Genomic DNA, 24,711 nt, shown 5'->3' on the forward strand with positions numbered 1-24,711 from the left:
CCGTCCGCACTCGAGCCTCGGCAATCTCACGCCGGCAGAGTTTGCCGCGCGAGGTCGATCAACAGAGCAACCAGGGGCCGTTCTCTAGAGACCGTTGGTCCGAGAAATGCCAGCAGGTCACACGAGCAGCGCCCACGCGAGGAGCGGCAGCGCGCCGAACGTCGGCTCGTGCGCGGCGTCGTCCGCGGTGTCTTGCGGGAGCCCGCGACGATTGCGCCAGCCGAAGAGCGCGCCGCCGACGGCCGCCCCTGCGATCGCGGCGGGCCCGAAATCGTCGCCGGTGAGCGGGCTCGCGGTGACGAGCGCGCCGACACCGGCGGCGATCGCGAGCTCTCGCATGAGTCGTTGGTGGCGCACGGTTCCTCTTCGGCGGTGCGAATGCGGCGGGTGAGACGGCGCGCTCAGTCTCCGAAGCGACCCAGCACATAGGCCGCGAGCGCGCGGCGCCCGGCTTCATCGAGCGGCGGCGCGGGCATCGGCGGCGTGGGCGCGGCGAAGAACGTCGTGAGGGAGTCGAGGTCGAAGCGCGCGTGGAGCGCCGTCAGCGGCTTGGTGACCATGCCCGGCGCGGCGACGGCGACGTCGTGGCAAGTGGCGCATGCGTTCGCACCCCACGCAGCTTCGCCCTGCGCGATGAGCGCCGCGCGCTCACTCGGGTCGAGCGCGGCGAGGGAATCGCGCCCGGCTGCGGCGGCTGCCTGAGGGGCGGGCGCAGCGCCGCCTGCGGGTCCGGTCCCCTTCGGGCGAATCGCATAGATCGCGCCGCCGTAGTCGTCCGACACGTAGATCGTGCCGCTGTTCGGCGCTTCCACGACATCCACCGGCCGCCCGAAGACTTCGTCGTCGACGAGAAAGCCGCTGAGGAAGTCCTCTTGCGTAACCGCGCCGGCAGCGTCCCAGCGCAGCGCGACGACGCGGTATCCGTCCTTGCGCGTGCGGTTCCAGGAGCCGTGCAGCGCAGCGAGTGCGACGCCGCGGTGGCTCGCCGGCTGCGCCGGGTGCGCCAGGAACGTGATCCCGAGCGGCGCGTTGTGCGCGTTGAACGCAAATGCCGGCGGGATCGAGGCGGCGATGCGCGCCTCCTGGCCGGCGCCGAGATCTGGGTCCGCGATCCGGTCCCCGTTCGCGACCGGCCAGCCGTAATCCCCGCCGCGCACGACGCGGTTCAGCTCGCAGGGCGGGAAGTCGTCGCCGAGCAGGTCGCGGCCGTTGTCGGTCGCGAACAGCTCGTTCGTCACCGGCCGCCAGGCGAAGTCCACGGCGTTGCGCAGCCCACGCGCATAAAGCTCGTAGCCGCTGCCGTCCGGCGCGTACCGCAGCATCGCGGCGCGGCGCTCGTCGTCCTCGAAGCACACGTTGCAGCTCGACCCGACCGTCACGTAGAGCATCCCGTCGGGCCCGATGCCCACGTTGCGCGACCAGTGATTGCCACCCTCCGGCAGTCCGGACACCACGGTCTCCAGGGCGCCGTCGATCGCGCCCGTCGCGACGTCGAAGCGCACCCGGCCCACGGAAGCCGCCTCGCCGACGTAGAGCCAGCCGTCCGGCGACAGCGCGAGGCCGTGGGGGCGCGAGAGGCCGGTCAGCAAGTCCCGGACGGAGTCCGGCGCGCCGTCCTCGTTCTTGTCGCGCGACAGCAGCACCACGCGCCCCTCGCGGGGAATCGAGCCGATCAGGTCGCCGCGCGGCGTGGCCACCAGCATCCGCACGCCCGGGACCACGGAGTACAGCGAAACCTCGTATCCGCTCGCGACCTTCAGTCGCCGGGCGCCCTCCGCGCTGGGCGGCTCGCCGCCCCAGCCGAACAGCGAGTTCATGATCGGGGCATTCACGGCGAACCTGTCGCCGCAGCCGCCGAGGACCGACACGAGAGAGATCACGAGGAGCCAGCGGGTTCGCATAGGCCGCGCAGCATACCGGCGCAAATCCGAGGGGTTGGCGGTTGACACCTGCCGCCTCGAACGAAAAACTGCGCCTCCTTTCGGCGGGCCCTGCCTGGGCTCGCCCGGCACCCGGGGCCGCTCCGCCGGCCCACGTTCGCGAAGGAATCGTCATGGCTCAGCGCATTCGCAAAGGCGACCTCGTTCAGGTGATCGCCGGCAAGGAACGCCGCGACAAGAAGCAAGGCCGCGTGCTCGAGGTCGACCCCGTCGCCGGGCGCGTGCGCATCGAGGGCGTTCGCATTCAGAAGAAGCACCTGAAGCCGCAGCGCAGCAAGAAGAACCCCGCGGGCGGCATCATCGAGCGCGAGGGCTTCATCCACGTCTCGAACGTGATGCTGGTCGACCCGAAGACGGGCAAGCCCGGCCGCGTGGGCTTCGAAGTTCGAGACGGCAAGAAGGTGCGCGTGTTCAAGAAGAGCGGCGAAGTGCTCGCCGAGCCGGCGCGCAAGTGATTAGGGAGTGAACCGTGGCCAAGAAGAGCAAGCGCGAGAAGATCAAGCTCGAGTCGACGGCCGGAACCGGCCACTTCTACACGACGAGCAAGAACCGCATCAACACGCCGGACAAGATGGAGTTCAAGAAGTACGACCCGGTGGCGCGCAAGCACGTCGTCTACAAGGAAGCCAAGCTGAAGTAGCGCGCGGAGTCGCGGGATGAAGCTGCACGACAACGCAACGGCTCCGAACCCGCGGCGCGTGCGGATCTTCCTGGCGGAAAAGGGGATCAGCGTCCCCGTCGCGCAGGTCGACATCTCGAAGTCGGAGAATCGCAGCGGCGAGTTCCGCGCGAAGAATCCGTTCGGGCAGGTGCCCGTGCTCGAGCTCGACGACGGCACCTGCATCTCCGAGAGCGTCGCGATCTGCCGCTACTTCGAGGAAGTGCAGCCCGAGCCGCCGCTGTTCGGCATCGGCGCAAAGGAGCGCGCGCTGGTCGAGATGTGGAACCGGCGCATGGAGCTCGAGCTCTCGATGCCGATCTTCCAGTGCTTCCAGAACACGCACGAGTTCATGAAGAGCCGCATGCCGCAGGTGCCCGAGTTCGGCGCGGTCTCGAAGCAGCGCGCCGAGCGGGCGCTCGGGATGCTCGACGGCATGCTCGCGGATCGGCGCTTCATCGCGGGCGAGCGCTACTCGATCGCCGACATCACCGCGTTCGTCGGCGTCGACTTCGCTCGCGTCGTGAAGATCCGGCCCGCGCCCGAGCACACGAACGTGCTGCGCTGGCTCGCCGAGATGAGCGCGCGCCCCAGCGCAAAGGCGTGACGCGGTAGCTACTCGCGCGTGAGCTCGAGCCGGCGCGGGTCGAAGATGCCCTTGCGCGCGAGGCCGCGTTCGAGGCGGCGTCCGGCGGCGTCTTCGATCGCGATCACGTAGGCCATCACCTCGGGCTGCGCGCCGCACTGCTCGCGGTAGACCATGTAGTCCACGCCCACGCGGTAGGCGCCGGCTTGCGGCGCCGCGAACACGACCTACTCGATGCGCGGCGTCTTCGAGTCGCAGCGCACGTCGGCGACCAGCCGCCCGCCCGCGGCGGCGCGCTCGTTCGCGAAGTAGATCGTCTCGGCGAGCGGATCGGTCACGTACAGATCGAGGTCTGCCTGCGCGCCGAACGCGAGGCGGATGCGCAGCGCGCCGCCACTGGGGAGCGGCGCCTCGGCGAGCGCGGCCTCGAGCTGCGCTGCCTCCGCCTCGAGTGCGGGCGTCCACTGCGCGGGTGCCCGCAGCTCGCGCGATTGCGCGCTCGCGAGCGAGGCGAAGAGCAGCGCGGCGAGCGCAAGGAGCGCGATCGCGGCGGTAACGTGTGCGCGTCGTCTCGCGTTGTGCGCAGGAGGCCTCGTCATGACGCGATTCTCGCGTATCTCGCTTCGACGCAGGGGGGCGCGCGTGGTCCACGGAAAGATTGCGCTGGGGATGTCCTTGCGTGGCTCGCTGCGGCTCGCACTCGCTCTGGTCGTTGCGGCAACACTCGGCGCCTGCGACGCGGGCAATCCCGCGGAGAAGCTGCACCGCTACGAGGTCGAGGGCGTCGTGCAGGACGTCGACGACGCGCACAAACAAGCGCTGATCGACCACGAAGAAGTGCCCGGCGTGATGCCGGCGATGACGATGAGCTTCGACGTGCCCGACGCGGCCGTGTTCGAGAAGCTCGCGCCGGGCCAGCGCATCGCGTTCACGCTCGAGATTCGCGACCGCGTGTTCCGCATCATCGACGCCGAGGTGCTCGAAGAGAAGGCGGCGCCCGGCCGCCCCGGCGCGATCGCGGGCGTCGTCGAGGACCTCGCGCCCGACTTCGCGCTCACTGATCAAGCCGGCGCGGAAGTCACGCTGGCGAGCCTGCGCGGGAAGACGCTGCTGATCGACTTCATCTACACGCACTGCCCCGGCCCGTGCCCCGTGCTGACCGGCCGCCACGCGCAGATCCAGCGCGAGCTCGCGCCCGAGATTCGCGCGCGCACGCACTTCGTCTCGATCAGCCTCGATCCGGAGCGCGACACGCCCGAGGCGATGGCGAGCTACGCGCGCGTTCGCGGCGCGGACCTCGCGAGCTGGTCGTTCCTCACGGGCGAGCCCGAGCGCGTGCGCGATGTGCTCGCGCGCTACGGCGTGTTCGCGCAGAAGAGCAAGAACCCCGGCGAGGTCGACCACGTCGTGGTGACGCTGCTCGTCGACGGCAAGGGGCGCGTGGTGAAGCGCCTGTTCGGTGTCGAGGACAGCGTGAAGGACGTGAAGCAGGCGCTCGTCGAGATCGCCTCCGCTTCCTAGGGATGGAGCTGTCGCCGCGCGCGATCGAGCTGCGCCTCGCGCGAGAGCCGCGCGCGGTGCTCGCGACGCTGCGCGCCGACGGCAGCGCAGCGCTCGTGCCGATCGTGTTCGCGTGGGTGAGCGGCGCGCTCTGGTCGCCGATCGATGGCAAGCCCAAGCGCGGCGCCGCGCTCGCGCGGGTCGCGAACCTGGCGCGGGACTCCCGCGTGAGCGTGCTGCTCGACGCCTACGCCGAGGATTGGTCGCGGCTCTGGTGGCTGCGCGTCGAAGGCGTGGCGCGGGCCACCAGCGCCAGCATCGCGCCTGCGGAGGCGGCGCTGCGCGCGAAGTACTCGCAGTACGCGGCGACACCGCTCCACGTGGGCGCTGCGCAGTTGTTACGGATCGAGCCGGCGCGCGTGGCGAGCTGGGCGGCGTCAGCCGAGGCGGTGCGCGCCGCAGAGGAGGATCGATGAGCAGCGTGGCGTTCCTGTGTCTCGGCGCGATGGGCCGCCCGATGGCGGGCCACCTCGCGCGCGCGGGGCACGCAGTCGTCGCCTACAACCGCACGCGCGGGAAGGCGGAGGCGTGGGCCGCCGAGTACGGCGGGCGCGTCGCTTCGACGCCGCGGGACGCCGTGAGCGGCGCAGAGTTCGTGTTCGCTTGCACGGGCAACGACGCCGACCTGCGCGAGATCACGCTCGGCGCGCAGGGCGCCTTCGCCGCGCTCGCGCCCGGCGCGGTGTTCGTGGATCACACGACTGCATCGCCAGCCCTCGCGCGCGAGCTCGCGGCCGAAGCCGAGAAGCGCGGCGCGCACTTCGTCGACGCGCCGGTCTCGGGCGGGGAAGAGGGCGCGAAGCGCGGGCAGCTGAGCATCATGGCCGGCGGCGACGCCGCGGCCTTCGAGCGCGCGCGCGAAGTGTTCGCTTGTTATGCCAAGGCTGCGCTCCTGATCGGGCCGAGCGGCGCGGGCCAGCTCACCAAGGCGGTGAACCAGCTCTGCATCGCCGGCGTGCTGGCGGGCCTCTCCGAAGGCCTCGCGTTCGCGGAGAAGTCCGGCCTCGATCTCACGCGCGTGATCGAGGCGGTCTCGAAAGGCGCGGCACAGTCATGGCAGCTCGACAACCGCGCGCGCACGATGGCCGAGCGCCGCTACGACTTCGGCTTCGCGGTGGACTGGATGCGCAAAGACCTCGGCATCGCCTTCGCCGAGGCCGCGCGGATCGGCGCGAGCGTCGACGCCGCGCGCGCGGTCGACGCGCTCTACGCGCAGCTCCAGCGCGGCGGCGGCGGGCGGCGTGACACGTCGAGCTTGATCGAGGCGGTGCGGTAGGCGCCGCGAGGCGGCGCCGAGCGGAGTCGGCTCCGGCTGAGCTGACGCGCTCGGACAGCGCGGCGGCTACGTTGCGCGCCCTTTCCGCACCGGGAGCTGCGCGCCATGGCCGACTTCGTCTTCACCATGCACGACCTGCGCAAGGTCGTTCCGCCGGATCGCGTGATCCTCGACGGCATCACGCTCGCGTTCTTGCCCGGCGCGAAGATCGGCGTGCTCGGGCCCAACGGCTCGGGCAAGAGCTCGCTGCTGCGCATCATGGCGGGCGTCGACAAGGACTTCCTCGGCGAGGCGCGCCCGCACCCGGCGCTGAAGATCGGATACCTCGCGCAGGAGCCGCAGCTCGATCCCACGAAGGACGTGAAGGGCAACGTCGAAGACGGCGTCGCGTCGGTCAAGAACTTGTTGGTGCGCTTCGAAGAGATCAGCGCGAAGTTCGCCGAGCCGCTCGAAGATGACGAGATGAACAAGCTGCTGGAAGAGCAGGGCCGTCTTCAGGATCAGATCGACGCGGTGAACGGCTGGGAGCTCGATCACACGCTCGAGATCGCGATGGACGCGCTGCGCCTCCCGCCGGGTGACGCCGACGTGACGAAGCTCTCGGGCGGCGAGCGCCGCCGCGTCGCGCTGTGCCGCCTGCTGCTGTCGAAGCCGGACATGTTGTTATTGGACGAGCCCACGAACCACCTCGACGCCGAGTCGGTGGCGTGGCTCGAGCACTTCCTGCAGGAGTACCCGGGCACCGTCGTGGCCGTCACGCACGACCGCTACTTCCTCGACAACGTCGCGGGCTGGATCCTCGAGCTCGATCGCGGGCGCGGCATCCCGTATCAGGGCAACTACACCGGCTGGCTCGAGCAGAAGAAGGCGCGCCTCGCAGTGGAGGAGAAGCAGGCCGGCGCGCGCCAGCGCACGCTCGATCGCGAGATGGAGTGGATCAAGATGTCGCCGCGCGCGCGGCAGTCGAAGAGCAAGGCGCGCATCCGCGAGTTCGAGGCGCTGCGCCAGCAAGAGGAAGCGCGCCTGCCCGAGACGGTCGAGATCAACATCCCCGCCGGTCCGCGCCTCGGCGACGTCGTGATCGAGTCGAAGAACCTGATGAAGGGCTACGGCGACCGCCTGCTGATCGATGACCTCACGTTCAACCTGCCCGCCGGCGGCATCGTGGGCGTGATTGGCGCGAACGGCGTGGGCAAGAGCACGCTGTTTCGCATGCTCGTCGGCGAGGAGAAGCCCGACACGGGATCGATCCGCCTCGGCGAGACGGTGAAGCTCGCCTACGTGGACCAGAGCCGCGACGCGCTCGCGCCTAACAAGTCCGTGTGGGAGGAGATCAGCGGCGGCGCCGAGCGCATCCCGCTCGGCAAGCGCGAGATCGCATCGCGCGCCTATGTCTCGTCGTTCGGATTCAAGGGCGCGGACCAGCAGAAGCGCGTGGGCGAGCTGTCGGGCGGCGAACGCAACCGCGTTCACCTCGCGAAGCTGCTGAAGAGCGGCGGCAACGTATTGTTACTGGACGAGCCGACCAACGACCTCGACGTCGACACGCTGCGCGCGCTCGAAGACGCGCTGGTCGGCTTCGCGGGCTGCGTCGTGGTGATCTCCCACGACCGCTGGTTCCTCGACCGCATCGCGACGCACATGCTGGCGTTCGAGGGCGACTCGCACGCCGAGTGGTTCGAGGGCAACTATCAGGAGTACGAGGCCGACTACAAGCGCCGCAAGGGCGCCGAGGCGGACCAGCCGCACCGCGTGCGCTTCAAGAGCTTGCATCGCTGAGGTGCTCGGGTGCCCCGAGTACGCTGGGCCGCGAGCGAGTGTCTGATCGGCTCGTGCTCCGCGAGCGCGAGGTGCGATCTGTCCCTGTGAAGCAGTTCACACGGAGCGGATCGACGAACAAGCATCGTAGAGTCGTCGTCCTTGAGGTCGCCCATGGCGCGCCCGAAGCAGCCAAAGCCCGCCAACGCCAATACCTCCGACCTCGACTTCCGCGCCAAGCTCTGGGCCTCCGCCGACGCGCTCCGTAACAACATGGACGCGGCCGAGTACAAGCACGTCGTGCTGGGCCTGATCTTCCTGAAGTACATCTCCGACGCCTTCGAGGAGCAGCACGCGAAGCTCATCGCGGAGAAGGCGAGCGGCGCCGATCCCGAGGATCCCGACGAGTACCGCGCCCAGAACATCTTCTGGGTTCCCCCCGAGGCGCGCTGGACGCACCTGAAGGCGCAGGCTCGGCAGCCGACGATCGGCCGGCTCGTCGACGACGCGATGGGCGGCATCGAGCGCGACAACCCGGTGCTGAAGAACGTCCTGCCGAAGGAGTACGCGCGCCCCGCGCTCGACAAGGAGCGACTCGGCCAGCTCATCGACCTGCTCAGCAACATCAAGGTGGGCGACGAGGCCAGCCGCGCGAAGGACGTGCTCGGCCGCGTCTACGAGTACTTCCTCTCCCAGTTCGCGGGCGCCGAGGGCAAGAAGGGCGGCGAGTTCTACACGCCGCGCTGCGTGGTGAAGCTGCTCGTCGAGATGATCGAGCCCTACCGCGGCCGCGTGTACGACCCGTGCTGCGGATCGTCGGGGATGTTCGTGCAGTCGCTCGAGTTCATTCGCGCGCACGCGAACGGCAATGGCAACGGCAGCAAGAAGAAGGCGGACGTCTCGATCTACGGGCAGGAGAGCAACTACACGACCTGGCGGCTCGCGAAGATGAACCTCGCGATCCGCGGCATCGACGGGCAGATCGCGCACGCGCGCGCATGACTCCCGCTGACGCCATCGCACGGCTTCGCGCCGCGCTCGACGCGGCGATCGTCGGCCACGACGACGCGAAGACGGCGCTCGTGCTCGCGCGGCTCGCGCGCCAGCACGCGTTGTTGATCGGCCCGAGCGGCTGCGGCAAGAGCGCGCTCGCGGAGGCGTGGCTCGGCGCCGCGGGCGGGAGCGCCGCGCGCATCGCGTTTCATCGCGACACGCGCGCGGCGGCGCTGCTCGGGGATGTCGCGCTCGTGCGCGAGCCGCACGCGCGCGGCGAGCGCATCGCATTGCGCACGCTGCCGAGTGCGCTCGCGCGCGCCGAGCTGTGGCATCTCGACGACCTCGAGCGCGCGCCCGGCGAGGCGCTCGCGCCGCTGCTGCGCATGCTCGCCGAGCGCGAGGGCCCGCACGGCGCACTGCCGCTCGCGAGCGCCGTCGCGACGCTGCTACCGCGCTGGCAGTCGCGCCACGCCGACCCGCCCGAGCCCGCCCAGCTCGACCGCTTCGCGCTGCAGGTGCGCATGCACGGCCTCGCGCTCGCGAGCGACCCGACGCAGGCGAGCGCGCTGCTCGCGCGTGCGAGTGAGCTGCAAGCGGATGCGAGGGGGAAAGATCCCGACCCCACGACGTGGCACTTCGCGATCGCCGCTTCCCCGGCCGCCGCTGCTCGCGTCGCGCTGCCCGCCGCCGTCCTCGCCGATTGGCACGCGCTTTGGCGCCGCATCGCGCAGCTGTGCGCGAGCGCGGGCGCGCAGCTTCCCAGCGATCGCGTCGTCGCGGCGATCGGCCTCGCGGTGCTGCGAGCCCACGCGCTGCTGCACGCGCGCAGCGAAGCCGCGCGCGCGGATCTGCGCGCGGCGCGCTTCATGCTCGCCGCGCGCGTGCCTGAGTCGTTACTGCGCGCGGCCGAGCAGCTCGTGGAGCGCGCGGCGGCCGGCGAGCTCGCGCCGCCTTCCACGACGCCGCGCGCGGGTCGCGCCGTGGCGGGTGACGCGGGCGGCCGCGCGCGCATACCGCCCACGGAGCGGCGCGAGGCCGAGCGGAGCGCGCTGCTCTCGCCGCTCGCGCCGCTGCGGCATCGCCCCGAGCCGGCGGACGTGTCGCGCCTGGTGCGCGCGCTCGCAGGCCGGATCGATCGCGCGAAGGCGGAGCGCGCCGCGGACCCGGGCGGCTCGCCGCGCCGGCGTGCGCCGCTGCGCCGGCTCGACGACGCGCTCGACGCGGACGCAGCCGAGCTGCTGCTGTGGGCCGACGGCGCGTGGCCGAGTGGCCCGGCGCTGCTGCGCCGCGAGCGCCGCAGCGAGGGCGGCGCACTCGCGCTGCTGCGCGACATCTCCGCCTCGATGGAAGGCGCGCGCACGCGGCTCGCGGCGGACGTGATTGCCGGCATCGTGCGCGCCGCAGGGAAGCGGCGCATGCGCATCGGCTACGTCGAGTTTCATCACGACGCGGAGCCGCTGCTCGTGGACGGCGCGCTCTTTCATCGCCGCACGCGCGCGCTGCTGGAACGCGCGCGGCTCGCTCGCGCCGAGGGGCGCACGAGCTACGAGGCGCCGCTGCGGGTCGCGCTCGCCGCCCTACGCGCGCTCGGCCAGCGCGGCGGGCACATCGTGCTGCTGACCGACGGCATGCCGGTCGTCGGCGACGCGCGCGTCACGCGCGAGCGCGCGCTCGCGCAAGAGCTCGGCGCTCGCATTCATACCGTGTTCCTCGGCACCGAAGAGATGCCCGCGCTCTTGCCCGAGCTTGCGGGCGAGACGGGTGGCATCTGCTTCCGCGCCGTTCGCGAGCGCTCGCGGGTCACCCTCGTTCCGGCGCAGCCGCCGCGCGCCGTCGCGCCGCTGCGCGCCGTGCGATAGAGACGCGCGCGATGGACGCCGCCCTCGCACGCGAACGCATCCGCGCCGTAGCCGCACAGCTCGACGCGTTCGTCGTGGGCCACGACGAGGCGAAACGCGCGCTCGTGCTCGCGCTCGTGTGCCGCGAGCACATCTATCTCGAAGGTCCGCCCGGCGCGGCGAAGACGCGCATGGCCGAAGTCGCCGCGCGCGCCGCGGGGCTCGGCTTCTTCTTCTATCAGCTGCACCGCGACACGCGGCTCGCCGAGCTCGTGGGCGACACGGTGCTCGAGCGCGCGCCGCTGCCGAGCGGGGGCGAGCGCATCGCGCAGCGCGTTCTGCCCGGTGGCATCGCGACCGCCGAGGTGTGCGTGCTCGACGACATCTCGCGCGCGCCCGGCGAGGCGCTCAACGTGTTGTTACGGCTGCTGCAGGAGCGCAAGCTCGGCGACGTCTCGATCCCGCTGCTGACGGCGATCGCCACGAGCAACCCGCAGCGCGACGAGTACTACAACGAGCCCCTGGACCCCGCGAACCTCGACCGCTTCGCGCTGCAGCTGCGCGTGCCGGGCCTGCTCGGCGCAGAAGACCTCGCGCCCGCGCGCGAGCTGGTCGAGCGCGCGGCGTCCGGCGCGCTCGCGGAAGACCCGCGCGCGAGCGCGGTCTGCGATCGCGGCGCGCTCGACGCCGCATTCGCCGCCATCGCGCGAATCGCGGTCCCGCCGCGCGCGCGCGATGCCCTGCTCGAAGCGCTGCGCATCCTGCGCGCCGAGTACGGCTGCGACGAGACGAACTCGCTGCTCACGGACCGCACGTTCCTCGTGAAAGCGGTGAAGCTGCTGCGCGGCAGCGCTTGGCTCGCGGGCCGCAGCGAAGTTGCGAGCGACGACCTCGCGGTGCTGCGCTGGATGACCACCTTTCGCGTGCCGGAAGAAGCGCACGAGAAGATCGAGGAAGTGATCGCGCGGGTCGCGTGAGTCGCACTAGGCTGCACCGCCCGAAGGGGAGTACCACACCGAGCAACGACCGATCGCAGCTCGTGAAGCCGCAAGCGGCCGAGCGGTGCCCAGCGCCGCAGACCGCGCGCAGCGAGGCGAAGCCGAGCGGAGCTCGCAAAGGAGTGGGCGTGAAGATCCGTGTGAACGTGAATGGCGAAGCGCAGGAGGACGACGTCGCTCCGCGCACGCTGCTCGTGCATTGGCTGCGCGAGAACCTCGCCCTGACCGGTACGCACATCGGCTGCGAGACGACGCTGTGCGGCGCGTGCACCGTGCACGTAGACGGCATGGCGGTGAAGAGCTGCACGATGCTCGCGGTGCAGGCCGACGGCTGCGACGTGCGCACGATCGAGGGCATGGGCGAGCTCGACGCGCTGCATCCCGTGCAGCGCGGCTTCTGGGAAGAGCACGGGCTCCAGTGCGGCTACTGCACGCCCGGCATGATCATGGCCGCCTCCGCGCTGCTCGCGCAGAACGCGGATCCGAGCGAGGCGCAGATTCGCCACGCGCTCGAAGGCAACATCTGCCGCTGCACCGGCTATCAGCAGATCGTGAACGCGGTGCAGCACGCGGCGCGGCTCGCGCGGGAGGGCAAGTGATGCCCGTGAAGCCGATCCACGTGGGCGAGCGCATCAAGCGGCGCGAGGACCCGCGCCTGATCCGCGGCATGGCCACCTACACCGATGACGTGAAGCTGCACGGCATGCTGCACGCGGCGTTCGTGCGCAGTGATTATGCGGCGGGGCGCATCGTGAAGATCGATGCGACGCGCGCACGCGCACTGCCCGGCGTGGCCGCGATCTACACCGCGGACGACCTGCGCGGAAACGTCGGGCAAACCCCGGCGTGGGTCGTGCTGCCCGGCATGAAGCACGCGCCGCATCCGCTGCTCGCGGACGGCGAGGTGCGCTACGTCGGCCAGCCCGTCGCGGTGGTCGTGGCGAAGGACAAGTACGCGGCGCGCGATGCGGCGCTGGCGGTCGAGGTCGAGATCGACTCGCGCGATGCGGCCGTCGATCCCGAAGCGGCGCTGCAGCCTGGCGCGCCGCTCGTGTATCCGGAGTTCGGAACGAACCTCGCCGCGACGATCTCGAATCCGCACGCCGACACGGAGCGCCTCTTCGCCGAAGCGCACGGCACGCTCACGCTGAAGCTGCTCAATCAGCGCGTTGCGCCGGTGCCGATGGAAGGGCGAGCGGTCGTCGCGCATTGGGAAGAGGGCCCGCAGAAGCTCACGCTGTGGACCTCGACGCAGACGCCGCACGCCGCGAAGCAGAACGTCGCGATCTGTCTCGGCATCCCCGAGCTGCGCGTGCGCGTGATCGCGCCGGAAGTCGGCGGCGGCTTCGGGCAGAAGATTCCGACCTACGGCGAGGAGTGCCTCTTGCCGTGGATCTCGAAGAAGCTGCGCCGCCCCGTGAAGTGGGCGGAGACGCGCACCGAGAACCTCGCGAACGCCGCGCACGGGCGCGGCCAGGTGACGACGCTCGACGTCGCCTACGACCGCGACGGGCGCGTGCTCGCGCTGCGCGGCAAGACGATCGCCGAGATGGGCGCCTTCGTTTCGATGCTCGGTGCGCTGATCCCCACCTTCACGCATCTGCTCGCCGCGGGTCCGTACACGATTCGCGCCGTGTCGTGGGAGACGAGTTGCGTCTACACGAACACGATGGCGACGGACGCCTACCGCGGCGCGGGCCGGCCCGAGGCCGCCTATTACGTCGAGCGCGCGATGGACGCGATCGCGGCCAAGCTCGGCCTCGATCGCGTCGAAGTGCGCCGGCGCAATCTCATCGCGCCGGACGCGTTCCCGTATCACGCGCCGACCGGCGCCGTGTACGACAGCGGGAATTATCAGGCGTGCCTCGAGAAAGCAGTCGCGCGCTTCGACTACACGGGCGCGATCGCCGCGCGCGATCGCGCGCGCAGCGAGGGCAAGCTCGCCGGTATCGGTGTCGCGACGTTCACCGAGGTGTGCGGGCTCGGGCCCAGCACCGGCACCGCGGCGCCCGCACGCGCGGGCTTCTGGGAGAGCGCCGAGCTGCGCGTCGAGCCCACCGGCGCGGTCACCGTAATGACTGGCGCCTCGCCGCACGGGCAGGGCCAGGAGACGGCGTTCGCGCAGATGGTCGCGGACTACTTCGGCATCGACATCGACTCGGTGAACGTGATCCACGGCGACACCGACGTCGTGACCCACGGCGTCGGCACCTTCGGCAGCCGCGGCCTCGTGGTCGGCGGCACCGCGGTGCACATGGCGGCGCAGAAGATCCTCGCGAAGGCGAAGCGCATCGCCGCGCACCTGCTCGACACCACCGAAGAGCGAGTGAACGTGGACGGCGGCGTCTTCAGCGTGGTCGGCGGGGCGCGCAAGCTCACGTTCGCCGACGTCGCGAGCGCGGCGCACACCTGGGGCGTGGCGGTGCCGGGCGAGGAGCCGGGCCTCGAAGCCGTCGCGCGCTTCGAGCCGAGCGGCACCACGTTCCCGTTCGGCGTGCACTTCTGCACCGTGACGATCGACAGAGAGACGGGCCAGCTCGCGATCGAGCGCTTCGTCTCCGTCGACGACGTGGGCAACATCATCAACCCGCTGCTCGCGGACGGACAGCGCCTCGGCGGAATCATCCAAGGTCTCGGTCAGGCGCTCTGCGAAGAGGTCCGGTACGACGAGAGCGGCCAGCTGATGACCGCGACGTTCATGGACTACGCGATGCCGCGCGCCGCGATGTTCCCGCGCATCGAGCTCGACTCGACCTGCACGCCGAGCCCGCTCAACCCGCTCGGCGCAAAGGGCATCGGCGAGCTCGGCACGATCGGGTCAACGCCGTGCCTCGTGTCCGCGGTGCTCGACGCGCTCGCGCCGCTCGGCGTCTCGCACGTGGACATGCCGCTCAAGCCCGAGAAGCTGTGGCGGCTGATTCAGCAGGCGGGCGCAAGCCGTGCGTAGCGCGGCGCGCAGCGAGCCGAAGGCGAGCGAAGCTCACCAGATTGGAGCCGCACGATGATCCCGGCGGAATTCGACTACGCCGCGCCGCGCACGCTCGACGAAGCGGTGCGGCTGTTGTCAGGGACCGAGGGCGCGAAGGTGCTCGGCGGCGGCATGAGCCTGATTCCCGCGCTGAAACACCGCCTCGCCGAGGCGCCGCTGCTCGTGGATCTCGGCCGCGTCGCGGGGCTCGACGCGATCGCGGTGAGCGGGGGCCGCATCCGCATCGGCGGACGCGCGACGCACGCCGCCGTGATGACGCACCCCGAGCTCGCGCGCGTGCACGCCTTCGCCGAAGCCGGCGCCGTGCTCGCCGACCCGCAGGTGCGCAACCGCGGCACGCTCGGCGGCTCGCTCGTGCACGCCGACCCCGCAGCCGACTGGCCGGCGGTCTTCATCGCCCTCGGCGGCGAAGCGACGCTCGTGTCCGCGACAGGCACGCGCACGGTCGCCGCGGATGCGTTCTTCCAGAGCCTGATGACGAGCGCCGTGCAGGAAGGCGAGATCCTGAGCGAAGTGAGCTTCCCCGTTCCCAACCACAAGACCGGCACGGCCTACACGAAGCTGCGCCAGCCCGCGTCGGGCTTCGCGATCGTGGGCGTCGCCGCGTGCATCACCGCAGAGCGCACCGGCGTGATCGACGACGCGCGCATCGGCGTCACGGGCGTGAACGGCGTGCCGTTCCGCTCGAAGTCGCTCGAAGCGAAGCTGCGCGGCAAGGCCGTCAGCGGCCCGGCGCTGCGCGCGTTCTGCGCGGAGATCGCGGAGGCGGACCCGCTCGAGGACATGCACGCCTCGGCGGAGTATCGGCGGCACCTGTTAGGGGTGTTCGCGGCGAGGACGATCGAGCGGGCGATTCAGAGGGCGCAGCAGGGGTAGGAGCCGCACGACGCAAGCTCAGCGGATGGCGCTGAGCAGCCCCTCCGCGCGTCGAATCGCCGCGTCCTGATGCGGCTGCAAGTCCTGCCCGCCCATGCCGGCGAAGAACTCGAGGAACGGATCTGCGACGCCGGTCCGGATGCCCGACAGCTCCTCGATCACGGCGAGCCAGCAGAACGGAACGTGCGCGGTCGAGTAGCCGCCTTCGTGCGAGAGGATCAGGCGCCCGCCGCAAAGCTCGTCGGCCGCGGCCAGCAGCGACTGCGCGAGCGCGCGGAAGGTCGCGCTCGTCGCGAGCATGCGGCCGAGCGGATCCATCGCGCCGCCGTCGAAGCCCGACGCGACGAAGATCGCTTCGGGGCGGAAGCGGCGCAGCGCGGGCACCACCACGCGCTCGAAAGCGGCGACGTAAGCGCCGTGCCCGGAGCCGGGCGGGAGCGGCAGGTTCAGGTTGAAGCCCTTGCCTGCGCCTTCGCCGTCGTGCTCGAAGAAGCCGCGGCCGGCGGGGAAGTAATTGTCCTGGTGCAGCGAGATCGTGAGCACGCTCGGGTCGCGCAGGAACGCGCTCTCGGTGCCGTTGCCGTGGTGCACGTCCCAGTCGACCACGGCGACGCGCGAGAGCCCGCGCTGTTCGCGCGCGTGCTTCACCGCGATCGCGACGTTGGAGAAGATGCAGAAGCCCATCCCGAGATCGGACTCGGCGTGGTGGCCGGGCGGGCGCACGAGCGCGTAGACGTTGCGCACGCGGCCGTCGAGCACCGCGTCCGTCGCCGCGAGCGTCCCGCCTGCGGAGAGCAGGGCGATCTCGTAGCTGCCAGGCCCGAACGGTGTGAGCGCGCCCGCGTCGCCGCCGTTCTCGGCGCTGAGCTTCTTCACGCGCTCCACGTACTCGCGCGTGTGGACGCGCAGGATCTCGTGCTCGCTCGCCATGCGCGGCTCGATGCGTTCGAGTCGCGCGAGCAGCCCCGACACTTCGAGCAGGCCCTTCAGCCTGCGCTTGGTGTCGGGGTTCTCGGCGTGGCGATCCGGCTCGACCATCCCGCCGGCAGGAATGAAGCCCGCCGCCGAGCGAGTGTCGTGCCAGAGATATCGCTCGTGAAAGACGAAGCCAGTTCGAGCCACTCTTGCGCCGCCTTCAGAACTTGTAGGTGAAGTCGATGCCGTACGTGCGGGGCGCGCCGCGCTGGAAGTAGTCGAGCAGGAAAGGATTGATGTTGAGTCCGTACACGTTGTAGTACTCGTCGGTCAGGTTCTTCACCCAGCCCGCGATCGTGTAGTGCTCCGAGTCCCACGCGAGTCGCATGTTGAGCAGCCAGTAGGGCTTGCTGCCTGCGTCGAGCTGCGGCGAAGCCGGAATGCGGCCCTAGTACATGTCGTACTGCCAGTTGCCCATGTAGTTCGCGTCGAAGCGGGCGATCAGCGAGCCGGCTTCGCGCTGCAGCAGCGTGAAGTCGTTGCCGATCGTGAACGTGAAGTCCGGCGCGTTCTGGAACTCGTTGCCGCAGATGTCGACGTTCGTGACCTGGTTCAAGATCTGGCCGTCGTCATACAGCGTGTCGAGCCAACCAAACGAGGAGTCGACACGCCACCAATCGGCGAGTTGGCCGAGCAGCTCCGCCTCGATGCCGTAGAGCCGGCCGTCGACGTTGCGCAGGTACGACGTGACCTGGATGACTTCCTGGATCTGCTGGTTCTTGTAGTCGTAGTAGAAGAAGGCGCCGTTCAGCTGCACGCGATCGCCGAACAGGCGCGACTTGAGTCCGACCTCGTAGGCGTCCACTTGCTCCGGGTCCGCGAGGTACACCTGGCTCGTGCCCTGATAAGCGAGCGCGTTGTATGCACCGGCGCGGTAGCCGCGGCTGTAGCTCACGTAGGTCGAGATCGAGTCAGTGATTTGGAAGCGCCCGATCACGCGCCCCGTCACGCGGCGCGTCTGCTCGCTCTGCTCCACGGCCGGCAGGCTCGGGTCGTACGGGAAGCTGTACGGCACCGTCGTCGCCACGATCGCGCTGCGATCCGAGCTCATCACGTAGGTCTTGCCGTCGTAGTACTCGAGCGTGTCCCACGTGTACCGGATGCCGGCGATCAGGGTGAACCACTCGGTGAGGTCGTATTCCGCCTCGGTGTAGAGCGCGAAGGACGGGCGCGAGAGCTTGTAGAACTGGTCGAGCTGCACGGGCGAGAGCGGCAGCGCGTTCACACCGGGAATGCAGTTCACCGGATCGATGAAGCCCCGGCCGTCCCACCATCCCGTCGCGGCGAACGGGCGATCGCTCGCGGCGATGCCGAAGGCCGGTGCCAGCACCGAGAACAGCGCGCCGCCGACCGGCACCGAGCCGCAGGCCGCAGTGCCGTCCGGAATGGACGCGATACCGACCGCGAGTGGCGCATTGAAGAAGCCCACGGGCACGCCGAAGTCTTCGACGAGGAAGTTGAAGAAGTCGGGCTGATTATGGGTCTTCGTGCGATCGCGGCCGGCATAGAAGCCGCCCACGACCCTCAGGCGATCACCCGTGTAGTTCACGCGCAGATCTTGGTTCCAGCTCTTGCTGCGCGTGTCGTAACGGATCGCGCACATGTTGTACGGCGAGCCGTCGCAGTCGAAGGGCAAGAGGTCGTAGTGCGCGACGTCGAAGCCCGTGATGGACGTGAAGTCGATCGTGTCGTTGAGCGAGTAGTTCAGCGTCAGAACGCCACCGCTCGTCGACGTGTAGTACTCGCCCTGCGTGTCGGCCTCGACCTCGTTCTTGCGCAGCGCGCGTCCCGGTGTCGCGCCCTTCGGTCGCGCGGGATTGAAGCGGTTGTACCCGAGCAGCATCGTGCCGTCGGGGTTCTGGCCGATGCCGACGGGCGCGTCGCCGCGCGGGTCGTCCTGCGAGGTGTAGAGCTTGAACGTCGCTTCGAAGTCCTCGCTGGGCGCCCACAACAAGGTGAGGCGAGCGCCGAACGAGTCGGTGGTGCCGTAGTCGCGGCCATCGAAGGGATCCTTCGTGTAGCCGTCGCCCTGCGTGATCTGGCCGGCGACGCGCACGCCGAGCTGCCCCTCGATCAGCGTGTATTCGGCGGCGCCCGCGAGTCGCCACGTGCTTTAGTTCGCGTAGCCCGCGCTCACTTCGCCCGTCGCTTCGCCGAGGCTCGGCTTCTTCGTGAAGAAGTTCACCGCGCCGCCCGTGGTGTTGCGGCCGAACAGCGTGCCCTGCGGGCCGCGCACGACCTCGATGCGCTCGAGGTCGAAGAGCTGCCCGCCGTGGCTCGCGCGCAGGCTCTGGTAGACCTCGTCGACGTACACGCCGACCGGCGAGGCCGTCGTCGAGTTGAACTCGTTGGCTACCGAGATGCCGCGCAGCGAGAAGTTCGGCTGCGTCTTCCCGTAGGCCGTCGTGACCTGAAGATTCGGCAGCGCGCCCATCAGGTCCATCGTGTTCGTGATGTTGCGGTCGACGAGGTCGTCGCCTGTCAGCGCGGAGATCGCGATTGGCACGTCCTGGACGTCCTGCGCGCGCTTCGTCGCCGTCACGACGATCTCTTCGAGGCCTTCGTCTTCGGGAGCTGGTGCGGCTTCTTGCGCGAGCGCAGCCGAGGCAAGTGCGATGAATGACACGCTCACGCGCCGCGCGAGCGAACGGCGAACGTCGAGCATCGTGGTCCCCCTGCCGAGCGGCGCCGAGCGCCGCAAAGAATCCAAGCGGCTTCCTACCACAGCGTGCGCGCGCGGCGCACCGGACTGTGCGTGGGTCCTCTCAGGTAATCGCGAACCCCTCGTACCCGTTGCGGCGGACTTCCTCACACTTCGCGCGATACGGCGGCACGCCGAGATAGGGCATGAACACGCGCGGCTTCCCCGGCACGTTGCTGCCGAGATACCAGGAGTTGCAGTTCGGGTAGAGCGAGGTGTGCGCGACTTCGTTCACGTGCACGACCCACGCGTCCTCGGCGTCCTTGCGCGCGTCGATGCGCTTCGCTCCGCGCTTTCGGAGATCGTCGATGCAGCGCGCGATCCAGTTCACGTGATGCTCGATCGACGGAAGCATGTTGCTGAGCACGGAGGGGCTGCCGGGTCCGGTGATCATGAAGTAGTTCGGGAAGCCCTCAGTCGCGACGCCGAGATACGTCGTCGGACCCGCCTCCCACTTCTCGCGCAGGCTGCGCCCGCCGCGCCCTCGGATGTCGACGCGCACGAGCGAGCCCGTCATCGCGTCGAAGCCCGTCGCGAACACGATGCAGTCGACCTCGTACTCGCGGCCGCCCGTGACGAGGCCGTTCAGCGTGATGCGCTCGATCGGGGCGTCCTTGACCGAGACCAACGTGACGTTGGGCCGGTTGTAGGTGGCGTAGTAACCCGTATCGACGCACAGCCGCTTGCAGCCCACGGGCGTCTTCGGGCATAACAACTCCGCCGTCGCGGGATCCTTCACGATGCTGCGGATCTTGCTGCGGAGGAACTCGGCTGCCGTCTCGTTCGCCTTCGCGTCGAACATCAGGTCCGCGTAGGCGCCGAGAAAGCCGAGGCCGCCGTACGCCCAGCGTGCCTCGTACTCCGCCTCGCGCTCGGCGTCGCTCACCGAGAACGCGGTCGCGGGGTTGTCGCGGAAGTCGGCGCCGAAGCCGCGCTGCGCCGCCTCCGCGCGGAACGCCGCGTAGTTCGCGCGCACACGCTCCTCGACTTCGCGCGGCATCGGCCCGTTATGCGCGGGCACCGAGTAATTGGGCGTGCGCTGGAACACCGTGAGGTGTGCGGCTTGCTCTGCGATCAGCGGGATGGACTGAATGGCGGAGGAACCCGTGCCGATCACGGCGACGCGCTTGCCCGTGAAGTCGGGCGGCGTCTGCGGCCAGTTGCCCGTGTGGTACTTCGCGCCGCGGAACGACTCGAGGCCCGGGAACTTCGGTGTGTTCGTCGACGAGAGGCACCCCACCGCCATGATGAAGAAGCGCGCGCGCAGCGCGTCGCCGCGGCTCGTGCGCACGGCGTACTCGTCGCGCGCCTCGTCGTAGTGCGCACTCTCGACGCGCGTGTTCAGCACGATGTCGCGGCGCAGGTCGAAGCGGTCCGCGACGTGATCGACGTAGCGCAGCAGCTCGGCCTGCGTCGCGTAGCGCTCGCTCCAGCGCCACTCGTCCTGCAGCTTCTCGTCGAACGCGTACGAGTACTGCACGCTCTCGATGTCGACGCGCGCGCCGGGATAGCGATTCCAGAACCACGTGCCGCCGATGCCGCTGCCCGCCTCGAACACGCGCGCGGAGAGGCCGAGCGCGCGCAGCTTGTGCAGCATGTAGAGGCCGGCGAGGCCCGCGCCCACGATCACGGCGTCGAGGGTTTCAGCGGGCTGGCTTGTGCTCATGGGAACTCCTTCGCGGAGCGACTGGGTAGCGCGAGTGCGTGCGTCTCACGGCATGTATGCGCCGCCGCTCACGCTCACGAGCTGACCTGTTAGGTGCGCGGCTCGCTCGCTCGCGAGGAACATCGTGAGCCAGGCGATGTCTTCGGGGCGCCCGATACGGCGGATCGGCTGATTGTCGACGTTGAAGAGCTCGCCTCTCTCTGCAGCCGCGGCCATGCGCTCGGGGGTTCCGAAGACTTCGAAGCCGAATTTGTTCCAGAAGCTGCCCGCGCCGACGTGCTCCTTCTCGTGCGGCACGATCCAGCCCGGCGCGACGCAGTTCACGCGAACGTTCGAGGCGCCCCATTCGAACGCGACGGCCTTCGAGAACGACATCACGAAACCCTTGGTGCCCGCGTACGTCGCGACCATGTTGCCCGCGCCGCCGATCAGCGCGGAGTTCGAGGTGATGTTCACGATCGAGCCGCGCCCCCGCGCGACCATGCCCGCGCCGACGACGCGCGTGCAGTGGAACACGCCCCACACGTTGAGATTCACCTCCCACTCGGCCTCGTCCATCGGCTTCTCGAGAAACGCGCGCGGGTAGGCGACTCCGCCGGCGTTGTTGACCAGCACGTCGATCGGCCCGAAGCGGCGCTCGGTCTCGGCCGCCATCGCCTCCACCGAGGCTTTGCTCGTCACGTCGGTCTGCACGAGCGCGGCTTTGCCTGCGAGGCCCGCGCACGCGTCGGCGACCTCTTGCCCCTTGGCGGCGTCGCGCGTCGCGATCGCGACGTTCGCGCCCTCGCGCGCGAACTCGAGCACGAGCCCGCGCCCGATGCCGCCGCTGCCGCCCGTAACCACGACCGTCTTGCCCGCGAGACCGAGGTCCATCACGTCTCCTGCGTCTGCGGCGCGCTCGCCATCTCCAACACCTCGATCAGCACGCCGTCGCGGCTCGCGTGCTCGAGGTAGGCCCACTTCGCGAAGCCCATGTCGTGCTGCCAGATCGGCGCGAAGCCCTCGCCCGCCAGCGCGGCGACCGCGGCGGCGCAATCGGGCACGCGGTAGCGCACGTGGTGGATGCCCTCGCGGCCCGCCTTCAAGAACTCGGTGTGGGCGGACTCGCCCGACGTGATCTCGATGAACTCCATCTCGAGCTCACCCGCGCTGCCGTAGGCGATGCGCATGCTCACGTCGGTCGGGACGCCGCGATACAGCACACCTGTTAGGGCCGATTCCATCACCGAGAACGGGCCGAACAGCGCGCCATAGCGCTGCATCGTCTCGTCGAGGTCGCGCACCACGAAGCCGACCTGGTCGATCGGCGGCAGCTCCACGTTGCCGATGCGGCGCGGTCCCTTGGCGAGGTCGACGGTGGCCATGGCAGCTCCTCAGTTCTCGACGCGCACGCCGAAGCGCAGGGTGTACTCCGCGAACCGCTTGCGCACCTCGGCGGGCTCGACCCCGAAGTCGCCCTTCAGGTCGTAGATCACTTGCCCGTGCTTCCCGCGCGGGTTCGCGGCCATGAACGCGTCGAGCTGGCCGCGCGCGGCGGGTGTCATCGGCAGCGCTGCCTTCTCGTAGATGCGCGCCACCGTGCCGACGTCGTCGGCCATGAACTCGTGGAAGCGCACGTCGATCACCTGCGCGGCGGGCAGCGCGTCGCGGTCGCGCAGGCACGCCCCTAACAGCTTCGCGACGCGGTCGATCCAGTAGTCGGCGAGGCCCGCGAGGTCGACCTGCTTGCGCCGCATGCGGTCGCCATAGCAGAGCATCGTGATCGCACTGCGGATCACGCTCACCGGATCGCGGTGCGTGATCACGATCGTGGCGTCGGGGAACACGTCGAGCAGCGCGGGGAGCTGCTCGAGGTGCTGCGGCGACTTCAGCACCCAGCGGTTCGGGCCGCGCAGCCACGTGAGCGCCTGCAGCACGCGCTTCATGTAGGCGTAGTGCGGGCGCTGATCGAGCGTGAGGTAGTGGTCGCGCCAGCGCGGGGGGCGGCACAGCCACTCGAGGAGGTACGACGCGAAGTCGAGCTCTTCGAGCTCGATCTCTTCGTGGATGTGCTCGGGCGGCATGTCGTGCATGGCCACGATCAGCGGCATGTTCGCGACCATCTGCTGGTACGACTCGTTGCAGCGCGCCCAGCGCGGATCGCGTCCATCGCGACCGGGCGCCTCGCCGCGAATCGGCACCGGCTCCATCGACTCCCAGTACGGCAGCGAGCGCAGCCGCGTGTCGGCGCCGATCAGGTTGAGCAGGTGCGTCGTGCCGGTGCGCGGCATGCCGGCCACGATCAGCGGGCGCTCGATCTTGGTTTCGAGAATCTCCGGGTGGCGCCGTAACAAGTCCTCGAAGCGCAGCCGGTTCTCGGCGTAGCGCAGCACGTTCGCGAACACGCCGAGGCGGCCGAGCGCGTTCAGGCCCGTGTCCTCCTCGATCGACGCGCACTGAATCGCGAGCCGCTCGCGGAAATCCGGCGCGCCGAAGTCGGCGAGCCCTGTCTTCGCGCGCGCAGCGCCGAGGATCGTCTCCACGTCGAAGCGCACGCGCTGCTTCTCCGCGAGCTCGACAGCCGCGCGCTGCACGGGCGTCAGCACCGGATTCGCGAGGTCGCTGATGCGGATGTCGCTCGCGCTCACGGCTTCTCCCCGAGCGCGGCGGCGAGCTGCGCGATCTGATGCTCGAGCCAGCGCGTCTCCCAGAAGTTGGTGGTTCGCGAGAGCAGCGTGCGGTGCGCCGCGAGGCTCGCGCGCAGCGCGCCCTCGTGCTGCGCGTCCGCCGCGAGCGCGGCTTCGGCGAGATGCAGCGCCTCGACGGGCGCGCTCTCCGCCTTCTTCAGCGCCGCCTCCGCCACCGCGCTCGCTCCCCCCGCGAGCGCGACGAGCTCCGGCGACACGCTCCAGTAGGGCGTGTCGTAGAGCTCGGTCGTCGATCGTCCGTGGAACCAGCCTTGGTACTGCTCCCAGATCGCGCGCGCGGACCACGGCACCTTCCCGTAGCCCTCGCCGGCTTCGAGGTGTGCGGGCAGGCGGATCTCGCGCATCGCGCTCCACACGTCGCCGCCGGAGTTCATGCGCCGCACGATCTCGTCGTGCACGTACAGCGTCGCGTCGCGCATGCGCGTGATCTCGGCGCGGATCGTGTCCTTACCCTCGACCGGGCCGTGGTGGCCGACGCACAGCAGCTCGGCGTCGAAGCTCAGTAACAACTCGAGCGTCGCGACGTACTCGAGCGCATCGCGATAGCGGTCGCCGCGGATCGTCACGAGGTTCGGGAAGTGGCCGAAGAGCGCGCCGAACACGTTGCCGGCGAAGAGCACCTTGTGTTGCGGCAGCCACACCACGAGCGAATCGCGCGTCTCGGCGCCGTTGCATGCGATGCACTCGAACGCGACGCCGCCGAGCTCGAAGTGGAAGCGCTCGCGGAACAGCACGTCAGGCCGCGGCTGCGACTGCCGCGGCGGCGGCGCGCCGCCCGCGCCCTGCATCCCGCGAAACGCCTGCGCGAACGCGAAGAACGAGCGGCGCTGGCGGAAGGGCGCGAGGCGCGCGTCGTAGCTCTGGTGCTCGGTGTTGTTCGCCTGCGCGACGACGAGCGTGCCCGCCTCGCGGAAGTGGTCGACGCCGCCGACGTGATCGACGTGCCCTTGCGTGAGCACGATGTACTTCACCGGCCCGCTGTCGATCGAGTCGAAGTAGCGCTTGTGGATGGGCGCCTCGAAACCCATGCCGGTGTTGATCACGACGCGGCCCGCGGGCGTCACGACGAGGAACGCGTTCGAGTAGCCCTCGGAGAGCGCGATGAAGTCGTTCATGCGCCGGTTGCGCACGGTCGTCGCCGGCAACATGGAGAACGCGTCGGGGCGCGAGCGCCAGAGCGGTTCGGGCATGGGAGCTCCTGCGCGCG

Annotated in this window: 25 protein-coding genes and 1 pseudogene; 13 read left to right on the forward strand and 13 right to left on the reverse strand. The window is 70.0% G+C overall.

Going from position 1 to position 24,711, the window contains the following annotated elements; translation table 11 throughout:
* Positions 1-117 precede the first annotated feature (117 nt).
* Both FJ091_06580 and FJ091_06585 read right to left on the reverse strand, forming a co-directional pair.
* A complete protein-coding gene (locus FJ091_06580) occupies positions 118-339 on the reverse strand; it encodes a hypothetical protein (GenBank protein MBM4383021.1) in 222 nt (73 codons plus the stop codon).
* 62 nt (positions 340-401) lie between these two features.
* Positions 402-1,901 (reverse strand): PQQ-dependent sugar dehydrogenase, encoded by a 1,500-nt coding sequence (locus tag FJ091_06585; protein MBM4383022.1) that lies wholly within the window; start codon positions 1,899-1,901, stop codon positions 402-404.
* Positions 1,902-2,053: 152 nt separating this feature from the next.
* Here FJ091_06585 and rplX point away from each other — a divergent pair, with 152 nt between their 5' ends.
* From rplX to FJ091_06600, 3 genes are read left to right on the forward strand one after another with little or no spacing between them, the layout of a single operon-like run.
* On the forward strand, positions 2,054-2,395 hold the full coding sequence (gene rplX, locus FJ091_06590) for a 50S ribosomal protein L24 (GenBank protein MBM4383023.1): 342 nt from the start codon (positions 2,054-2,056) through the stop codon (positions 2,393-2,395).
* 14 nt (positions 2,396-2,409) lie between these two features.
* On the forward strand, positions 2,410-2,580 hold the full coding sequence (gene rpmG / locus FJ091_06595; GenBank protein ID MBM4383024.1) for a 50S ribosomal protein L33: 171 nt from the start codon (positions 2,410-2,412) through the stop codon (positions 2,578-2,580).
* A gap of 16 nt (positions 2,581-2,596) precedes the next feature.
* Positions 2,597-3,205: a glutathione S-transferase family protein gene (locus FJ091_06600; GenBank protein ID MBM4383025.1), complete on the forward strand. Its 609-nt coding sequence runs from the start codon at positions 2,597-2,599 to the stop codon at positions 3,203-3,205.
* An 8-nt stretch (positions 3,206-3,213) separates the two neighbouring features.
* Here the strand turns inward: FJ091_06600 and FJ091_06605 are convergent, their stop codons facing one another.
* The gene (locus FJ091_06605; protein ID MBM4383026.1) at positions 3,214-3,408 is read right to left on the reverse strand and encodes a hypothetical protein; all 195 of its coding nucleotides are present in this window, start codon (positions 3,406-3,408) and stop codon (positions 3,214-3,216) included.
* A 3-nt stretch (positions 3,409-3,411) separates the two neighbouring features.
* Positions 3,412-3,783, reverse strand: coding sequence for a hypothetical protein (locus FJ091_06610; protein MBM4383027.1), 372 nt, complete (start codon positions 3,781-3,783; stop codon positions 3,412-3,414).
* Positions 3,784-3,853: 70 nt separating this feature from the next.
* On the opposite strand from FJ091_06610, the gene FJ091_06615 reads away from it, so the two are divergent.
* The 10 genes and pseudogenes from FJ091_06615 to FJ091_06660 all read left to right on the forward strand — a co-directional run bounded on the left by FJ091_06615 (position 3,854) and on the right by FJ091_06660 (position 15,475).
* Positions 3,854-4,705 carry an SCO family protein gene (locus FJ091_06615; GenBank protein MBM4383028.1) on the forward strand — a complete coding sequence of 284 codons (852 nt, stop codon included), beginning with the start codon at positions 3,854-3,856 and terminating at the stop codon, positions 4,703-4,705.
* Between the two features lie 2 nt (positions 4,706-4,707).
* Positions 4,708-5,160, forward strand: a complete 453-nt coding sequence (locus tag FJ091_06620) for a pyridoxamine 5'-phosphate oxidase family protein (GenBank protein ID MBM4383029.1) — start codon at positions 4,708-4,710, stop codon at positions 5,158-5,160.
* A complete protein-coding gene (locus FJ091_06625; protein MBM4383030.1) occupies positions 5,157-6,020 on the forward strand; it encodes an NAD(P)-dependent oxidoreductase in 864 nt (287 codons plus the stop codon). The genes FJ091_06620 and FJ091_06625 overlap by 4 nt, the downstream gene beginning before the upstream one ends.
* Before the next feature lie 105 nt (positions 6,021-6,125).
* The gene (ettA, locus tag FJ091_06630; protein ID MBM4383031.1) at positions 6,126-7,799 is read left to right on the forward strand and encodes an energy-dependent translational throttle protein EttA; all 1,674 of its coding nucleotides are present in this window, start codon (positions 6,126-6,128) and stop codon (positions 7,797-7,799) included.
* A gap of 153 nt (positions 7,800-7,952) precedes the next feature.
* Positions 7,953-8,768: pseudogene (locus FJ091_06635) on the forward strand (SAM-dependent DNA methyltransferase).
* Positions 8,769-8,776: 8 nt separating this feature from the next.
* Positions 8,777-10,633 carry an AAA family ATPase gene (locus tag FJ091_06640; GenBank protein ID MBM4383032.1) on the forward strand — a complete coding sequence of 619 codons (1,857 nt, stop codon included), beginning with the start codon at positions 8,777-8,779 and terminating at the stop codon, positions 10,631-10,633.
* Positions 10,634-10,644: 11 nt separating this feature from the next.
* Positions 10,645-11,589, forward strand: coding sequence for a MoxR family ATPase (locus FJ091_06645; GenBank protein ID MBM4383033.1), 945 nt, complete (start codon positions 10,645-10,647; stop codon positions 11,587-11,589).
* 143 nt (positions 11,590-11,732) lie between these two features.
* On the forward strand, positions 11,733-12,209 hold the full coding sequence (locus FJ091_06650) for a (2Fe-2S)-binding protein (GenBank protein ID MBM4383034.1): 477 nt from the start codon (positions 11,733-11,735) through the stop codon (positions 12,207-12,209).
* A complete protein-coding gene (locus FJ091_06655; GenBank protein MBM4383035.1) occupies positions 12,209-14,557 on the forward strand; it encodes a molybdopterin-dependent oxidoreductase in 2,349 nt (782 codons plus the stop codon). The genes FJ091_06650 and FJ091_06655 overlap by 1 nt, the downstream gene beginning before the upstream one ends.
* A 54-nt stretch (positions 14,558-14,611) precedes the next feature.
* The gene (locus tag FJ091_06660; GenBank protein MBM4383036.1) at positions 14,612-15,475 is read left to right on the forward strand and encodes a xanthine dehydrogenase family protein subunit M; all 864 of its coding nucleotides are present in this window, start codon (positions 14,612-14,614) and stop codon (positions 15,473-15,475) included.
* A gap of 18 nt (positions 15,476-15,493) precedes the next feature.
* Here the strand turns inward: FJ091_06660 and FJ091_06665 are convergent, their stop codons facing one another.
* The 9 genes from FJ091_06665 to FJ091_06705 all read right to left on the reverse strand — a co-directional run bounded on the left by FJ091_06665 (position 15,494) and on the right by FJ091_06705 (position 24,694).
* Positions 15,494-16,513, reverse strand: a complete 1,020-nt coding sequence (locus tag FJ091_06665; protein MBM4383037.1) for a class II histone deacetylase — start codon at positions 16,511-16,513, stop codon at positions 15,494-15,496.
* A gap of 97 nt (positions 16,514-16,610) precedes the next feature.
* Positions 16,611-16,778 carry a TonB-dependent receptor gene (locus FJ091_06670; GenBank protein ID MBM4383038.1) on the reverse strand — a complete coding sequence of 56 codons (168 nt, stop codon included), beginning with the start codon at positions 16,776-16,778 and terminating at the stop codon, positions 16,611-16,613.
* A 60-nt stretch (positions 16,779-16,838) separates the two neighbouring features.
* Positions 16,839-18,506, reverse strand: a complete 1,668-nt coding sequence (locus FJ091_06675) for a TonB-dependent receptor (protein MBM4383039.1) — start codon at positions 18,504-18,506, stop codon at positions 16,839-16,841.
* Between the two features lie 57 nt (positions 18,507-18,563).
* Positions 18,564-19,115 carry a TonB-dependent receptor plug domain-containing protein gene (locus FJ091_06680; GenBank protein MBM4383040.1) on the reverse strand — a complete coding sequence of 184 codons (552 nt, stop codon included), beginning with the start codon at positions 19,113-19,115 and terminating at the stop codon, positions 18,564-18,566.
* Between the two features lie 100 nt (positions 19,116-19,215).
* Positions 19,216-20,817, reverse strand: a complete 1,602-nt coding sequence (locus FJ091_06685; GenBank protein MBM4383041.1) for an NAD(P)/FAD-dependent oxidoreductase — start codon at positions 20,815-20,817, stop codon at positions 19,216-19,218.
* Positions 20,818-20,862: 45 nt separating this feature from the next.
* Positions 20,863-21,690 (reverse strand): SDR family oxidoreductase, encoded by an 828-nt coding sequence (locus FJ091_06690; GenBank protein MBM4383042.1) that lies wholly within the window; start codon positions 21,688-21,690, stop codon positions 20,863-20,865.
* Positions 21,690-22,181 carry a VOC family protein gene (locus tag FJ091_06695; protein ID MBM4383043.1) on the reverse strand — a complete coding sequence of 164 codons (492 nt, stop codon included), beginning with the start codon at positions 22,179-22,181 and terminating at the stop codon, positions 21,690-21,692. The genes FJ091_06690 and FJ091_06695 overlap by 1 nt, the downstream gene beginning before the upstream one ends.
* Before the next feature lie 9 nt (positions 22,182-22,190).
* Positions 22,191-23,444, reverse strand: coding sequence for a sulfotransferase (locus FJ091_06700; protein ID MBM4383044.1), 1,254 nt, complete (start codon positions 23,442-23,444; stop codon positions 22,191-22,193).
* On the reverse strand, positions 23,441-24,694 hold the full coding sequence (locus FJ091_06705; protein MBM4383045.1) for an MBL fold metallo-hydrolase: 1,254 nt from the start codon (positions 24,692-24,694) through the stop codon (positions 23,441-23,443). The genes FJ091_06700 and FJ091_06705 overlap by 4 nt, the downstream gene beginning before the upstream one ends.
* Positions 24,695-24,711: the final 17 nt, after the last annotated feature.

The sequence above is a fragment of the Deltaproteobacteria bacterium genome, from assembly GCA_016875395.1.
In the GTDB taxonomy this organism is placed as follows: Bacteria; Myxococcota_A; UBA9160; order UBA9160; family UBA6930; genus VGRF01.

What these genes read in the sequence shown, in the direction of transcription:
- FJ091_06660 (MBM4383036.1), top strand. Translation starts at nt 14,612, where the DNA reads ATGATCCCGGCGGAATTCGACTACGCCGCGCCGCGCACGCTCGACGAA.
- FJ091_06705 (MBM4383045.1), bottom strand. Translation starts at nt 24,694, where the DNA reads ATGCCCGAACCGCTCTGGCGCTCGCGCCCCGACGCGTTCTCCATGTTG.
- FJ091_06685 (MBM4383041.1), bottom strand. Translation starts at nt 20,817, where the DNA reads ATGAGCACAAGCCAGCCCGCTGAAACCCTCGACGCCGTGATCGTGGGC.
- FJ091_06665 (MBM4383037.1), bottom strand. Translation starts at nt 16,513, where the DNA reads ATGGTCGAGCCGGATCGCCACGCCGAGAACCCCGACACCAAGCGCAGG.
- FJ091_06580 (MBM4383021.1), bottom strand. Translation starts at nt 339, where the DNA reads ATGCGAGAGCTCGCGATCGCCGCCGGTGTCGGCGCGCTCGTCACCGCG.
- ettA (MBM4383031.1), top strand. Translation starts at nt 6,126, where the DNA reads ATGGCCGACTTCGTCTTCACCATGCACGACCTGCGCAAGGTCGTTCCG.
- FJ091_06680 (MBM4383040.1), bottom strand. Translation starts at nt 19,115, where the DNA reads ATGCTCGACGTTCGCCGTTCGCTCGCGCGGCGCGTGAGCGTGTCATTC.
- FJ091_06615 (MBM4383028.1), top strand. Translation starts at nt 3,854, where the DNA reads ATGTCCTTGCGTGGCTCGCTGCGGCTCGCACTCGCTCTGGTCGTTGCG.
- FJ091_06600 (MBM4383025.1), top strand. Translation starts at nt 2,597, where the DNA reads ATGAAGCTGCACGACAACGCAACGGCTCCGAACCCGCGGCGCGTGCGG.
- FJ091_06670 (MBM4383038.1), bottom strand. Translation starts at nt 16,778, where the DNA reads ATGCGACTCGCGTGGGACTCGGAGCACTACACGATCGCGGGCTGGGTG.
- FJ091_06625 (MBM4383030.1), top strand. Translation starts at nt 5,157, where the DNA reads ATGAGCAGCGTGGCGTTCCTGTGTCTCGGCGCGATGGGCCGCCCGATG.
- rplX (MBM4383023.1), top strand. Translation starts at nt 2,054, where the DNA reads ATGGCTCAGCGCATTCGCAAAGGCGACCTCGTTCAGGTGATCGCCGGC.
- FJ091_06645 (MBM4383033.1), top strand. Translation starts at nt 10,645, where the DNA reads ATGGACGCCGCCCTCGCACGCGAACGCATCCGCGCCGTAGCCGCACAG.
- FJ091_06585 (MBM4383022.1), bottom strand. Translation starts at nt 1,901, where the DNA reads ATGCGAACCCGCTGGCTCCTCGTGATCTCTCTCGTGTCGGTCCTCGGC.
- FJ091_06690 (MBM4383042.1), bottom strand. Translation starts at nt 21,690, where the DNA reads ATGGACCTCGGTCTCGCGGGCAAGACGGTCGTGGTTACGGGCGGCAGC.
- FJ091_06640 (MBM4383032.1), top strand. Translation starts at nt 8,777, where the DNA reads ATGACTCCCGCTGACGCCATCGCACGGCTTCGCGCCGCGCTCGACGCG.
- FJ091_06610 (MBM4383027.1), bottom strand. Translation starts at nt 3,783, where the DNA reads ATGACGAGGCCTCCTGCGCACAACGCGAGACGACGCGCACACGTTACC.
- FJ091_06620 (MBM4383029.1), top strand. Translation starts at nt 4,708, where the DNA reads ATGGAGCTGTCGCCGCGCGCGATCGAGCTGCGCCTCGCGCGAGAGCCG.
- FJ091_06655 (MBM4383035.1), top strand. Translation starts at nt 12,209, where the DNA reads ATGCCCGTGAAGCCGATCCACGTGGGCGAGCGCATCAAGCGGCGCGAG.
- FJ091_06695 (MBM4383043.1), bottom strand. Translation starts at nt 22,181, where the DNA reads ATGGCCACCGTCGACCTCGCCAAGGGACCGCGCCGCATCGGCAACGTG.